The sequence below is a fragment of the Arthrobacter sp. P1_D4 genome, from assembly GCF_056406115.1.
The window spans coordinates 216,980-230,288 of the sequence record NZ_JBFUAU010000003.1 but is presented as its reverse complement, the minus strand read 5'-3'; the positions used below and the strand labels follow the sequence as shown (position 1 = coordinate 230,288).

Here is a 13,309-nt window from a genome sequence, read left to right as displayed (position 1 = left end):
AACGCGTTCCAGCGCCATCACGGCCACGGCACCGGCGTCTTCGGCGATGCGGGCCTGCTCGGCGTTGACGACGTCCATGATGACGCCGCCCTTGAGCATCTCAGCCATGCCGCGCTTGACGCGGCTGCTGCCCGTGACGTTCTTCGCGGACGCGCCGGCTTCGCTGCTTACATCAGGTGTAGACACAAAAACCCCTATGGGTAGATAGATGACCTCGCCGGGGCACGGACGGCACGTTCAAGCCGTGTCTCGCACACACCGGATTACCGGATCCATTGGCCGGTAAAGCTAATACTATCCCCCGGCCGGGGCGCGGCAGAATTCGGGTTACAGCAGTCGAATCTCGCGCGGGGACTGGGATTCGGCGCGGCCGCCGGGGTGCCGTGTGGCGCCGTCAGGCGGGACGTTCCGTGGCGGTACCTTCGGGTTCCGCCAGCGACTGGCGGTGCACTGTCACGATGCGCTGGATCACCGTCACCAGGCTCGCTGTCGCGAGCAGGCACAGCGTCACGAAGAGCACCACCGGGGTCAGGCCCAGTCCGGTGAGCCCCGTGACCACCAGCACGGACACGAGGCGCTCGGCGCGCTCGGCGATGCCCACGTTGGCGTGGAAGCCCAGGGCCTCGGCCTTGGCCCGCGCATAGGAGACCACCATGCCGAGCACCAGGCAGAGAATGGCGGCGACGGCGATGGCCGGGTTGGCGCCGCCTGTGAAGAACCAGATGGCGACGCCGGCGAACAGGGCGCCGTCGGCCACGCGGTCAAGGGTGGAGTCCAGGAAATTGCCCCACCGGCCGCCGCGCTGCTGCATCCGGGCCATGATGCCGTCAATGACGTCGGAGAAAATGAACGCCGTGATGAACACGGTTCCCCAGAAGAGCTGCCCGAGCGGGTAGAACACGAGAGCGCCGATCACGACGCCGAGCGTGCCGACCACGGTCACTGCGTCGGGAGTGACCCCGATCCTCAGCAGCCAGCGGGCAACCGGGGAAAACAGGGCGGTGAAGAAGCCCCGGGCGTGCCTGTTAAGCATCCTTCTCCCCGGCTGTGTGCTGCGGCGCGGGCATTTCCTGCGGCCATGCGTCGGCGACCTGCTGACGGACCTCACCGAGGGTCTGCGTGACCGCCTTGGTCTGGGCAATGATGGGGAAGAAATTTCCGTCACCGCCCCAGCGCGGCACCACGTGCTGGTGCAGGTGGCCGGCGATGCCCGCCCCGCCGGTGACGCCCTGGTTCATGCCCAGGTTGAAACCGGAAGGGTTGGCGACTTTGCGCAGCACCCGCATGGCCGTCTGGGTCAGTTCGGCAAATTCCGCCGTTTCCTCGACCGTGAGGTCCGTGTAGTCCGGGATGTGCCGGTAGGGGCAGACCAGCAGGTGGCCCGGGTTGTACGGAAAGAGGTTCAGCACCACGTAGCTCGTCCTTCCCCGGTAGACGATCAGGGAGTCCTCATCGCCCCGCTCGGGCGCGGCGCAGAACGGGCAGTCGTCCGGGTTCTTGAACTGGTGCTGGCCGCCCTTGATGTACGCCATCCGGTGCGGGGTCCACAGGCGCTGGAAAGCGTCCGGGACCCCGGCCAGGCTGAAGTCGTCCGTCACGGCGTGGTCGCCCGGATACTCCGGCCCGGCCCCTGTGGTTTCCTGCACGCGCTGCCCTTCCGTCTTCCTAGCTGGTCCGGTTTCGGACAGCGTCGACGATCCGCTGCACGGCCTCGGACACGGGCACGCCGTTGTCCTGGCTGCCGTCGCGGAAGCGGAAGGACACGGCACCGGCCTCGGCGTCGTCCCCGCCGGCGATCAGCACGAACGGGATCTTGTCCTTGCTGGCCGTGCGGATCTTCTTCGGGAAACGGTCCGAGGAGATGTCCACCTCGGCGCGGATACCGGCCGCCTTGAGCTGGTCCACGACGTCGAACATGTAGTCGTTGAATGCCTCCGCCACCGGGATGCCCACCACCTGGACCGGTGCCAGCCAGGCGGGGAAGGCACCGGCGTAGTGCTCGGTGAGCACGCCCATGAAGCGCTCCACCGAGCCGAACAGGGCGCGGTGGATCATCACGGGCCGCTGCCGGGTGCCGTCGGCGGCCTGGAACTCGAGTTCGAACCTCTCGGGCAGGTTGAAGTCCAGCTGGATGGTGGACATCTGCCAGGTCCGGCCGAGCGCATCCTTGGCCTGGACGGAAATCTTGGGGCCGTAGAATGCGGCTCCGCCCGGATCCGGGATGAGCTCGAGCCCGGAGGCTTCGGCCACCTCGGCGAGGGTGCGGGTGGCTTCGTCCCATGTGGCGTCGTCGCCGACAAACTTGTCCTCGTTCTTGGTGGAAAGCTCGAGGTAGAAGTCGTCCAGGCCGTAGTCCTTGAGCAGGCCCAGGACGAAGTTCAGCGTGCTGGTGAGCTCATCCTTCATCTGCTCGCGGGTGCAGTAGATGTGGGCGTCGTCCTGGGTCATGCCCCGGACGCGGGTCAGGCCGTGCACCACGCCGGACTTCTCGTAGCGGTAGACCGAGCCGAACTCGAAGAGCCGCAGCGGCAGTTCGCGGTAGGAGCGGCCGCGGGACCGGAAGATCAAGTTGTGCATGGGGCAGTTCATCGGCTTGAGGTAGTAGTCCTGGCCGGGCTTGCGCACGGTGCCGTCCTCGTTCAGTTCCGCGTCGATGTGCATCGCCGGGAACATGCCCTCCCGGTACCAGTCCAGGTGGCCGGAGACCTCGTAGAGATGGCCCTTGGTGATGTGCGGGGTGTAGACGAAGTCGTAGCCGGCATCGACGTGGCGCTGGCGGGAGTAGTCCTCCATGGCCTTGCGGATAATGCCGCCCTTGGGGTGGAAGACCGGCAGACCGGAGCCGAGCTCGTCCGGGAAGGAGAACAGGTCCAGTTCCGCGCCGAGCTTGCGGTGGTCGCGGCGCTCGGCCTCGGCAATGCGCTCCTGGTAGGCCTTGAGCGCGTCCTTGGTGGGCCAGGCGGTGCCGTAGATGCGCTGCAGCTGCTGGTTGTTCTGGTTGCCCAGCCAGTAGGCGGCCGAGGAACGGGTCAGGGCAAAGGCGTTGGAGATCAGCTTGGTGTTCGGCAGGTGCGGGCCGCGGCACAGATCGCACCAGATGCTGTCGCCGCTCTTGCGGTCCACGTTGTCGTAAATGGTGATGTCGCCGGCGCCGACCTCGACGTTGACGCCCTCGCCGGCCTCGGCGGCATCATTCTTCCTGCCCAGCAGTTCGAGCTTGTAGGGCTCGTCCTTCATCGCTTCGCGGGCCTCGTCCTCGGACACCACGCGGCGAACGAACTTCTGGTTCTGGTTGATGATCTTCTGCATCATCTTTTCGAGCTGGCGGAGGTCTTCCGGGGTGAACGGTTCCGCGACGTCGAAGTCGAAGTAGAAGCCGTCCGTGATGTAGGGGCCAATGCCGAGCTTGGCGTCGGGGCGCAGCTGCTGCACGGCCTGGGCCATGACGTGGGCCGTGGAGTGGCGCAGGACGTTGAGCCCGTCCGGGGAATCAATGGTGACGGCCTCGACATTGGCGTCCTCGGGAAGGGGCTGGTCCAGGTCCTTCAACTCGCCGTTAACGCGGGCCACAACGACGTCGCGGCGCTCAAAGAAGAGTTCCGCGCCGGTGGTCCCGGTAGTCACCTTGGTCTCTTCGCCGTCGACGAGAAGGGTGATCTGCTGGGCATCTGACACGGGTGTCTCCTATTCAAAGTTAAGGCTTCGTAGCTTGTGGCGTACGGGGACCACAGCCAGCCTCGTCCATGCTATCGGTTTCTCCAGAGGCCAACCAACGCGCCACGAGCGAGCCGCACCGCCGGCCGGTCAGCCGCCCAGCCCGGTGATGGCGAGGTTCCTGCTGATCCCGTCCAGGGGGCCGGACAGGTAAGGCTCCTGCCGGCCGGCGGCGCCGGGAGCCGATGCCGGGAACGGGAGGGTCTCCGGGCGGCTGAGGTCCCAGGCCATGGAGGCGCTGATGCTGATCCCCCGCGGCCCGGTCCGGCGGGTGGTGCCGCGGATCAGGAGCAGGCGGGTGCCGAACAGCAAGGGTCCGGACTGCTCCTGCGCCTCGTGGAAGAACACCGAATCCACGCAGCCCGTGCCGTCGTCGACGCTGATGAACACCACCCGCCGGCCGCCCCTCATGGGCGGGGTCTGGGTGGCCACCCGGACCCCGGCAACCAGCACTTCCGTGCCGTTGCGCAGTCCCAGCAGCTTGTCCGCGGTGGTGACGCCCAGCCGGTCCAGCAGCGGGCGGTGGCTGGTCATGAGGTGCTCGCTGACGTCCACGGCCATCAGGTCCAGTTCCGCCCGGACGTTATCCACCATGCTGGGTGCGGGCAGTGCCGCCTTGAGGTTCGTCAGCTCCACGTCCCCCAGCGGCAACGCCAGCTGGCCCTCAATGACTTCCACGCCCTTCCTGAGGGGGCGGGCCTGGAGTTTCTGCAGGTGCTGGACCAGGTCCGCCCGGTTGGCGTCTCCCCCGGACGCCCGGTGCAGCGAATCGAAGGCGCCCAGCTGGGCCAGGCGCTGGATGCTGGGCCGGCTGAGCCGCGACCTGGCCCGCAGGTCCGCCAGGGAGTCGTAGGGCTGGCCGGCCACAATCCGTTTCAGCTCGGCGCCGGAGAGCCCGAAGATGCCGTTCAGGCTCAGCCGGATGCCCAGCCTGCCTCGGTCCGGCCCGGATTCCACCCGCTCCACCCGGTACTCGGCCTGGCTCCGGTTGATGTCGAGGGGAAGGATGGGGATCCCCAGCCGGCGGGCCTCGGCCACGAGCAGGCGTTTGGGGTACATTCCGGGGTCGTGTTCCCAGAGCCCGGCGAGGAACGCCTCCGGGTGGTGTGCCTTCAGCCAGGCAGACTGGTAGGTGGGCACGGCGAAGGCGGCTCCGTGGGCCTTGCAGAACCCGAAGCTGCCAAAGGCCTTGAGCGTGCCCCAGACCTTGTCCACCACCTCGGGACTGTAGTTCCGGGCACGCGCCTCCTTCCGGAAGAACTCCTCCACCCTGGCTTCAAGCACGTCATTGCCGAGGGCACGGCGGAATTCGTCGGCCCGCGCCAGCCCGCACCCGGTCATGACGTCGAAGGTCTTGAGGATTTGTTCGTGGAAGACCGTGACCCCGTGGGTCTCTTTCAGGACAGGCTTGAGGTCGGGATGCGGGTAGACCTCGGGAGCGAAGCCGTGCCGGTGCTCCAGGAAGGGCCGGACCATGTCGGATTTCATCGGACCCGGGCGGAACAGCGAGATATCAATGATGAGATCGTTGAATTCCCGGGGGGCCAACTTGCCTATCAGTTCGCGCTGGCCCGGGGATTCGATCTGGAAGCAGCCCAGGGTGTTGGTGCTCCTGATCAGCTCATAGGTGGGCTCGTCATCGAGCGGGACCGCGTTGAGGTCGATGTGCCCGTCCCCTGAGATGTAATCCGGGCCCGTCCCGTCCGGGCCGGGCGGATGCGCGCCGGCGGCCACCACCTCGGCCTTGGAGGGATGCAGACGGATCACTTCCCGGACGGCGAAGGCCATAGCGCTCTGCATCCGGACGCCAAGGACGTCGAGTTTCAGCATGCCCATGGGGTCCATGTCGTGCTTGTCGAACTGGCTCATGGGCAGGCCCAGGCCGCTGGGCTGAACGGGAGTGCGGTCCAGCAGGGTGGCGTCGCCGAGGATGACGCCGCAGGGGTGCATGGAGATATGGCGGGGCAGCCGGTCCAGCCGCTCCGTGAGGTCCACCAGCAGGTCCAGGTGCTGGTTCTCGGAGAAGCCGCGCTGCTCCACCCGGTCCGCGAATTCCTTCAGCTCGGGTTTCTCCACGAGGGCTTCGCGGAAGTGCCGGGCCGAGAACCGCCACAGCTGCTTGGCGATTTCCCCGACCTCGCCGTCGTCCATGCCCAGGGCCAGGCCGGCGTCGCGCACGGCACCGCGAGCGCGGTAACCGTTCTGCATGCTCATCAGCGTGACGCGTTCGGCGCCGAAGCGCTCAAAGATCTTCCGGTAAACGTTGTGCCGTTCGGCGCTTTCGACGTCGATGTCGATGTCCGGCAGGGTGGCACGGTCGCGGGAGAGGAAGCGTTCAAAGATGAGGTCGTGCTGGAGCGGGTTCACCTGGCTGATGTCGATCAGGTAGTTCACCAGGCTGGAGGCGCCCGAACCGCGCGCGGCCGCCCGGACGCCCAGGGCCAGGATCATCCGGGAGACCTCTGCGACGGTCAGGAAGTACGAGGCGAAGCCCAGCGAGTCGATGATCCGGAGCTCGTGCTCCAGCCTGGTCCGCAGCTGCTGTTCCCGCTGCCCGGAAATGCCCGGGAAGCGGCGGCCGATGCCGGCCTCACACCGCAGGGTCAGTTCGGCGAGCGCGTCGCCGTCGATCCCGATCACGGATGCCTCCGGGACCACGGGCTGTTTCCAGCCCATATCAGCTTCCGGATCAATGCGGCAGCGGTCCGCGAGCGCCTCGGTCTGGGCCAGGAGCCGCTTGAGGTCCGCTGTGCCGTAGCCGGCGGCGTGGATGATCTCCTTGCCCAGCTGCAGCATCCGGGCCGCCGATTTGAGCCAGCCCTGCCCGTTGGGCTGCAGCAGCGGGGCGGCGGAGAGCTCGGGGAGGGATTTCAGCGTCCGGGCCGAGTCCAGCACATCGGCGGTGGCCGCGCCGTCCTCAGCCACGTACCTCACGGCGTTGCTCAGCACGGCGGGCACCCCGTGTTCTGCGGCGAGTTTGAGCATGCGCACCGCGTGGGCGGTGCTCAGCGGTTCCCCGGGCGGGCTGAGCTGGGACACAACCTCTGCCGCCAGCGTTCCGGGGGGCATGGCGTCCAGCCAGCGTTTGAACAGGGTGCGGGGCCGCAGGTAGCGCCGGCCGCCCATGGCCCGGCCGACGTCGGAGTCCGGGCCGATCAGCACTGTCAGGACCGGCTTCAGGGTGTCCGGGTGCAGGGTGCGGGAAGCCAGTTCCGCCCGGGTGACGGCCACCGGCACTATTCCCTGCGCCTTGCCCGTAGTGCGGGCGTGGGCGTCGGAGATCAGCCGGCACAGCGCCCGGTAGCCGGCACCGTTGTTGTGTCCGTGCGCCAGCACGACGACGCGTCCCCCGAGCTGGGTGCGGTGGTCGCCGTCGTCGTCAAAGACCGCAAGGTCCACCCCGACGATTGCATCCAGCCCGGCTGCCATGCACGCCTTCAGGTGCTTGACGGTTCCATACAGGCCGTCTCGGTCCGTGCAGGCCAGCGCGGTGGCGCCGTCAGCGGCGGCCGCGGCGGCAAGTTCATCCGGCCAGGAGACGCCATAGTGGGCGCTGAACGCGGTGGAGACGTGCAGGTGGGTAAAGCTCATGCTGATTCGGGCTTCCGGAGGGGCTGGAGGGCGTCGTGGATCTTCAGGAGCCGCCACCGGCCGCTGCCGACATGCCGGGTCAGGTCAAGGGTGAGGGTGGAATCCGCGGCGTGATCCCCGGCCGCACGCACCTGTACCCGCCAGATCTCATGATCCACCAGGCCCGGCCCGCTTCCGAGTGGCGCCCGGCGTTCCTCGGCCCACCACTGGCGGCGTTCGTACCAGCGGACGGGGTCAGCGCAGACCGTGTAGCGCCGGCCGGCCCAGTCGAGGCGCAGGGGCTGGCCGGAGGGCGTGCAGATGACATCCACGGACTCGCTGAAAATACCCACGTTGCCTCCCGACCCAGTCCGGGCTGGAGCCGGCCCAGTCCCCGCTTCGACTTCCTACGTCCATTCCGCTTCCGACGCCTTCTGTTTCAGCGCCCTCTGTTTCAGCGCCTTCTGTTTCACGCCCTTTATTTATTCGAACATATCTTCGAATAAATCCAGTCTACGTCGCGGAGCCGACAAAACCCAGATCGGGGGTGGACGGACGATTGCACAGGTAGCAGGATTGAGCCATGAGCTCCCATATCGCACTCCTGAAGCACGTAAAGATCGCCGCCAAGAATTCAACCTTGGTGGCGACCTTCGATATAGACGGAAATATCCCGGGGCAAGGCGCCTACGTGGTGGGCCTGCTGGCAGCCGGGCCGGACTACTCCCATCAGCGCAGACTGGGCATTGAGTTCATGAACGGCGAGGCCGTGTCCTTCTACTACTTCAACCATGACGGCACGGAAGAGAACTTCGACCTCAAAGGCGTGGAACACTCAGGAAACACCATCACGGGAAACTTCCCCATCGCGACTGTGCTTGGCCTGCCCAAGGGCCATCTCATGACGGCCTTCAGCGATTGTGACGGCCGGGACTACCAGGCCAACGTGCCTGTCGAAGAAGCCCTCTAGGCACCTTCTAGGAGCTGGACTTGTACACTTCCAGCTCGAGCGTGATGAAGGCATCGATCATCGCCCGGTAGGTCTTCTCGACAAGCTCGACGTCGATGTCCTTCTTTTCCGCTGTGGCGCGGACGTGTTCGATGACCCGCTCCACACGCCCGGGCGCACGGACCTCGGCGCTGTCCGCCTTGAGGGTCCCGGCGATCCGGATCAGCCGTTCCCGGCGCCCGATCAAGGACACGATCTGCTCGTCCACCTCGTCAACAGCCACCCGCACGGCGGCGAGCTGTTCGCGGTCGGCCTGGGCGGCCTTGTCGTCTGCGTGATTTGTGGGCATGTGCATGACAGTATCGAAAGATGCAGCCACGAGTCGACTTCATATCGCTAGGTGTCCGCAGTGTTGACGCCTCACGCCGCTTCTACGTCGATGGCCTCGGATGGCCGGTCCACCGGGAAGTCCCCGGGGAAGTGCTCTTCATCCAGGTCAACCACGGCCTCATCCTCTCGCTCTGGGACGCGGGTCAAATGCAGTCCGAGGCGGCCACCGATCCCCCTGCCGGCATTGCCTGCATCACGCTCAGCCACAACCTGGCCGGCACGGCGGACGTCGACCGGGTGATGGCCGAAGCCGGGACCGCGGGAGCCCGCATCGTTGCGGCACCGAAGACCCAGCCCTGGGGCGGCTACACCGGCTACTTCGCCGATCCCGACGGCTACCGCTGGGAGGTCGCCTTCAACCCCGACTGGTCGGTCGACGGCGACGGCAAAGTAACGCTCTGACCTCAGGTGACCATTACCGCCCCGTGCCTCGGCAGCCGCCGGGCACCTTGACAGGGCGGAGTACCCGCTAGAACAGGCTCCCCACCGGCTGGATGAGTTCCGGTGAGTCATTCCTGACGTTCCCGACTGCGGTTCCGACGGCGTCGATCGTCCAGCCTTCCGCGACGTCGTGCGCCCCGGCCCGGACCAGATCCACGAGCCCGGCCGCGTCATCGGCCTGCGGGTCCAGCCACGTCTGCATGGTCTCGCGGTTCATGGGCAGCGGAACCCTGTCATGCAGCGCGGTCAGCTCGGCCAGCATTCCCCCGGCGTAGCCCTCCGGCGGCGAGTCGGTGGTCATGATCGAGGTCGAGAGCATCCAGCGCTCCGGGTCGCCCTCTTCCTTGGACGGGTCCCGCCACCATTCATAGAGTCCCGCGAAGACAATGGGGCGTCCGTCCTTGGGATGGACGTAGTAGGGCTGCTTGGTGCGGCCCTCACCCTTCCACTCGTAGTAGCCGTCAGCCGGGACGGCGCAGCGACGGGCGCGGGTCGCTTTCCGGAAGGCGGGCTTCTCCAGCACGGTCTCGCTGCGGGCATTGATCATCTTCGACCCGATGCCCGGGTCCTTGGCCCAGGACGGCACCAGGCCCCACCGCGCAATGTGCAGTTGGCGGACCGGTTCTCCCTCCACCAGCCGTTCGAGCAGGATCGGCACATCCGCCGTCGGGGCCACGTTCCACGACGGCGGAATCGCGATCTCATCCTCCAGCCCGGCATCGAATTCGGCCAGCAGGTCTCCGACGGCCCGGGCCATCACGTAGCGTCCACACATGGCACCAGCATGCCACCGCACCCATCCCATGTCATCCGCCCAGCCGCCGTCGCGCACCCTGCGGGAAGACCATTTTGAGCCCGCCGAGGTCGCCGGCAACGTGCGAACTCGCCGGAACTTTCCGGCGACTTCGCATCTTTACCGCGAATTCGCGTCCGACGGAGTAGGGGGCAGCCTTCTCTGCGGGAATAGCGGGCTGCGGGGTACGGTTGATGACAGTGACGTACGACTTCAGTGGGGCCGGCCCGATACGCCGGCCCCACCACTTACTTGAGGAGAACTTCGTGGACTTCACCCCGGAATCCGGCACCATCACCATGTTTTCGACCACGTGGTGCGGCTACTGCAACCGGCTGAAGAAGCAGCTGGACGCACAGGGCATCGGGTACACCGAGATCAACATCGAGGAAGTCGAAGGCACGGCCGATCTCGTCGAGCAGCTCAACGGAGGCAACCGCACCGTCCCCACCGTGCTGTTCCCGGACGGCACCGCCGCCACCAACCCCTCCGCAGCTGAGGTCAAGAGCCGCCTCGCCGCCTAGGCCCTTCCTGCATCCAAGGACACCACCAAACCACGACGGCGCGGCCTCCCAAGGGCCGCGCCGCCGCCCGTTGTGCCAGTAACCAGTAAGTCGTGCCAGCAATCCGCGTTCCAGAACAGAGGAGCTTGTTTCATGGTCCATAAAGTCAAAGCCGCAGTAGTCCGTTCCAAAAATGCCGACGTCACCCTGGAGACGATCCTGGTGCCGGACCCGGGCCCCGGCGAGGCCCTCGTGGACATCCTCACCTGCGGTGTCTGCCACACCGATCTGCACTACAAGCAGGGTGCCATCAACGACGACTTCCCCTTCCTGCTCGGCCACGAGGCCACCGGCGTTGTCAGTGCCGTGGGACCGGATGTCACCGAGGTCGCCCCCGGGGACCGCGTGGTGCTGAACTGGCGGGCCGTCTGCGGCGAGTGCCGCGCCTGCCGCCGGGGCCAGCCGCAGTACTGCTTCAATACCCACAACGCCACCCAGAAAATGACGCTTGAGGACGGCACCGAGCTGACGGCCGCGCTGGGCATCGGCGCCTTCGCCGAAAAGACCCTCGTAGCGGCAGGCCAGTGCACCAAGGTGGACGACGACGCCGATCCCGCCGCCGTCGGCCTGCTCGGCTGCGGCGTCATGGCAGGCATCGGCGCGGCGATCAACACCGGAAACGTCCAGCGCGGCGATTCGGTCGCCGTGATCGGCTGCGGCGGAGTCGGCACGGCGGCCGTCGCCGGCGCAGCGCTCGCCGGCGCCACCACCGTGATCGCCGTCGACATCGACGCCAAAAAGCTCCAGCGCGCCACGGAGCTCGGCGCCACCCACACGGTGGACTCCTCCGCCGTCGACCCCGTCGAAGCGATCCGCGAACTGACCGGCGGTTTCGGCGCCGATGTGGTGATCGACGCCGTCGGCCGCCCGGAAACATACAAGCAGGCCTTCTACGCCCGGGACCTCGCCGGCACGGTGGTCCTGGTGGGTGTGCCGAGCCCGGAGATGACCCTGGAACTGCCGCTGCTGGATGTGTTCGGCCGCGGCGGCTCGCTGAAGTCCTCCTGGTACGGCGACTGCCTGCCTTCGCGTGACTTCCCCACGCTCATCAGCCTCTACCGGCAGGGCAAGCTGGACCTGGACGCCTTCGTGACGGAGCGGATCACGATCGACCAGATCGAGGAAGCCTTCACGAAGATGCACGCCGGCGCTGTGCTGCGCTCGGTGGTGGAACTGTGAGCGCCGGCCCCATGAGCATCCGGATCGACCGGCTGGTGACCTCCGGGACGTTTTCCCTCGATGGGGGCACCTGGGATGTTGAGAACAACGTCTGGATCCTCGGGGACGACGCCGAATGCGTCATCATCGATCCGGCCCACGATCCCGCTGCCGTGGCCGCGGCCGTCTCGGGCAGGAAGGTCACGGCAATCCTGCTCACGCACGGCCACGATGACCACATCGGCGCAGTCGGAGCCCTCCGGATGCTCGTGAACGCGCCCGTGTACCTGCACCGGGCCGACTGGATGCTGTGGGAGCGGGTGTTCCCCGGCACCGAGCCGGACCACGCCATTGCCGACGGCGACACATTCGACGTCGCAGGGGCAAGGCTCGTGGCACTGCACACCCCCGGCCACTCGCCCGGGTCCGTGTGCTTCCTTCTCGAAAGCGAAGGCACCGTGCTCAGCGAAAAAACAGTGTTCAGCGGGGACACGCTGTTCCAGAGTGGCCCCGGGGCGACGGGCCGTTCCTTCAGCGACTTCCCGACCATCATCGAGTCCATCCGGACCCGGCTCCTGCCGCTCCCGGCCGACACGACGGTCCGGACCGGCCACGGGGATCCCACAACGATCGGCGCCGAAGCACCGCACCTTGAGGAATGGATCGCCCGCGGCCACTGACCGCGTCCGCGGAAAGGCCCGGCCCACCGCTTCCGGACCGGGCCTTTCAGCCATAGGATGTGGGGCCATGAGCTCTCGCACCAGCATGGATCCGGCAACACTGGCCGCGGACCTGCGTACCCAGTTCGATGCATTCCTCGATGAGCATCGCGCGGACCTGCACGCCTGCCTGGACGGGCTCACCGAAGAAGAGGCCCGGGCCTCGCTGGTGCCGTCGCGGACCACCCTCCTCGGGCTGGTGAAGCACGCCGCCTTCGTGGAGAAGGTCTGGTTTGACGAGGCCATCACGTGCCGGCCCCGGGCGGAGATCGGCATTCCGGCCACCCCCGACGAATCGTTCATCCTGGCGGATGACGACACCATCGCGGACCTCCAGGCCGCCTACCTCCAGGCCTGCGGGGACTCACGGCGTCGGGCCGCTTCGCTCGGCCTTGACGACCTTGTCAGAGGCAACCGGCGCGGCCCGCTGCCGCTGCGGTGGGTCTACCTGCACATGCTCAGGGAACTCGCCCAGCACTGCGGCCACGCGGACATTCTGCGCGAGCAGATCCTCGCTGCGCGCACCTGACGGCACCGGCCTCCCGGGTCAATGTTCTGAACCAAAAGAGCGGCATTGAACAAAGGGTGCTGGTGAGCGCGGATGCGGCCACCCCCGATTGGTTTTCACAGGGCCGCATCCGCGCTGGTCTAGGGAAGCCCGGGTTCAGGCTCTGGTCCCGCGTGCCGGCCGCGTAATCGCGCCCCGATCAGCTCAGACACCACAGCGGGGGCGCGCAAGGAAGCAGGCCAGCCGGAAGTCGTGCCCGATCTAAAGGCCAACGCCGTGAACTGGACTACGGCACTGCCGGGGACAACGACTCTGGTGGCCATGAGATAGGAACTCCCGCAACGAAGATTGCAGCCTCTGCCTGACCAAATTCAGAATAGCAATTGCATTTGCCTTGCAAAAGGAAAAGCGAGTAACAATTGATATGCTGTTATTCCGGCCGATATCCCGTGGTCCGGCTCACCGTCTCCAGGCCCCGGTGTTTGTAAGGACCACCGTCCGGAA

The 13,309-nt window shown here is 66.8% G+C and carries 13 protein-coding genes and 1 pseudogene; 6 read left to right on the top strand and 8 right to left on the bottom strand.

Going from position 1 to position 13,309, the window contains the following annotated elements; genetic code table 11:
- The 6 genes and pseudogenes from AC1D0A_RS05345 to AC1D0A_RS05320 form a co-directional block, all read right to left on the bottom strand.
- Positions 1 to 186 (bottom strand): annotated as a pseudogene (locus tag AC1D0A_RS05345) (pyridoxal 5'-phosphate synthase lyase subunit PdxS); the annotation flags it as partial.
- A 208-nt stretch (positions 187 to 394) separates the two neighbouring features.
- The gene (pgsA, locus tag AC1D0A_RS05340) at positions 395 to 1,033 is read right to left on the bottom strand and encodes a phosphatidylinositol phosphate synthase (protein WP_476945327.1); all 639 of its coding nucleotides are present in this window, start codon (positions 1,031 to 1,033) and stop codon (positions 395 to 397) included.
- A complete protein-coding gene (locus AC1D0A_RS05335) occupies positions 1,026 to 1,646 on the bottom strand; it encodes an HIT family protein (RefSeq protein WP_243177341.1) in 621 nt (206 codons plus the stop codon). The genes pgsA and AC1D0A_RS05335 overlap by 8 nt, the downstream gene beginning before the upstream one ends.
- A 19-nt stretch (positions 1,647 to 1,665) precedes the next feature.
- On the bottom strand, positions 1,666 to 3,675 hold the full coding sequence (thrS, locus tag AC1D0A_RS05330) for a threonine--tRNA ligase (protein WP_028277550.1): 2,010 nt from the start codon (positions 3,673 to 3,675) through the stop codon (positions 1,666 to 1,668).
- A gap of 129 nt (positions 3,676 to 3,804) precedes the next feature.
- Positions 3,805 to 7,305 (bottom strand): DNA polymerase III subunit alpha, encoded by a 3,501-nt coding sequence (locus tag AC1D0A_RS05325; protein WP_476945326.1) that lies wholly within the window; start codon positions 7,303 to 7,305, stop codon positions 3,805 to 3,807.
- A complete protein-coding gene (locus AC1D0A_RS05320; protein WP_028277549.1) occupies positions 7,302 to 7,637 on the bottom strand; it encodes a DUF6504 family protein in 336 nt (111 codons plus the stop codon). The genes AC1D0A_RS05325 and AC1D0A_RS05320 overlap by 4 nt, the downstream gene beginning before the upstream one ends.
- A 230-nt stretch (positions 7,638 to 7,867) precedes the next feature.
- Here AC1D0A_RS05320 and AC1D0A_RS05315 point away from each other — a divergent pair, with 230 nt between their 5' ends.
- Positions 7,868 to 8,254, top strand: a complete 387-nt coding sequence (locus AC1D0A_RS05315) for a hypothetical protein (RefSeq protein WP_018773194.1) — start codon at positions 7,868 to 7,870, stop codon at positions 8,252 to 8,254.
- A 7-nt stretch (positions 8,255 to 8,261) separates the two neighbouring features.
- Here AC1D0A_RS05315 and AC1D0A_RS05310 read toward each other — a convergent pair whose 3' ends face one another.
- Positions 8,262 to 8,588, bottom strand: coding sequence for a chorismate mutase (locus tag AC1D0A_RS05310; RefSeq protein WP_028277548.1), 327 nt, complete (start codon positions 8,586 to 8,588; stop codon positions 8,262 to 8,264).
- A 14-nt stretch (positions 8,589 to 8,602) separates the two neighbouring features.
- Here AC1D0A_RS05310 and AC1D0A_RS05305 point away from each other — a divergent pair, with 14 nt between their 5' ends.
- Positions 8,603 to 9,025 (top strand): VOC family protein, encoded by a 423-nt coding sequence (locus AC1D0A_RS05305; RefSeq protein ID WP_459384960.1) that lies wholly within the window; start codon positions 8,603 to 8,605, stop codon positions 9,023 to 9,025.
- 67 nt (positions 9,026 to 9,092) lie between these two features.
- Here AC1D0A_RS05305 and AC1D0A_RS05300 read toward each other — a convergent pair whose 3' ends face one another.
- Positions 9,093 to 9,839 (bottom strand): SOS response-associated peptidase, encoded by a 747-nt coding sequence (locus tag AC1D0A_RS05300; RefSeq protein WP_279293845.1) that lies wholly within the window; start codon positions 9,837 to 9,839, stop codon positions 9,093 to 9,095.
- 284 nt (positions 9,840 to 10,123) lie between these two features.
- On the opposite strand from AC1D0A_RS05300, the gene AC1D0A_RS05295 reads away from it, so the two are divergent.
- From AC1D0A_RS05295 to AC1D0A_RS05280, 4 genes are all read left to right on the top strand, one after another.
- Positions 10,124 to 10,381, top strand: a complete 258-nt coding sequence (locus AC1D0A_RS05295) for a mycoredoxin (RefSeq protein WP_011692168.1) — start codon at positions 10,124 to 10,126, stop codon at positions 10,379 to 10,381.
- Between the two features lie 132 nt (positions 10,382 to 10,513).
- Positions 10,514 to 11,599: an S-(hydroxymethyl)mycothiol dehydrogenase gene (locus AC1D0A_RS05290; RefSeq protein ID WP_243177339.1), complete on the top strand. Its 1,086-nt coding sequence runs from the start codon at positions 10,514 to 10,516 to the stop codon at positions 11,597 to 11,599.
- 11 nt (positions 11,600 to 11,610) lie between these two features.
- Complete coding sequence (locus tag AC1D0A_RS05285) at positions 11,611 to 12,258, top strand: MBL fold metallo-hydrolase (RefSeq protein WP_476945325.1); 648 nt, start codon at positions 11,611 to 11,613, stop codon at positions 12,256 to 12,258.
- A 67-nt stretch (positions 12,259 to 12,325) separates the two neighbouring features.
- A complete protein-coding gene (locus AC1D0A_RS05280) occupies positions 12,326 to 12,826 on the top strand; it encodes a DinB family protein (protein WP_243177337.1) in 501 nt (166 codons plus the stop codon).
- Positions 12,827 to 13,309: the final 483 nt, after the last annotated feature.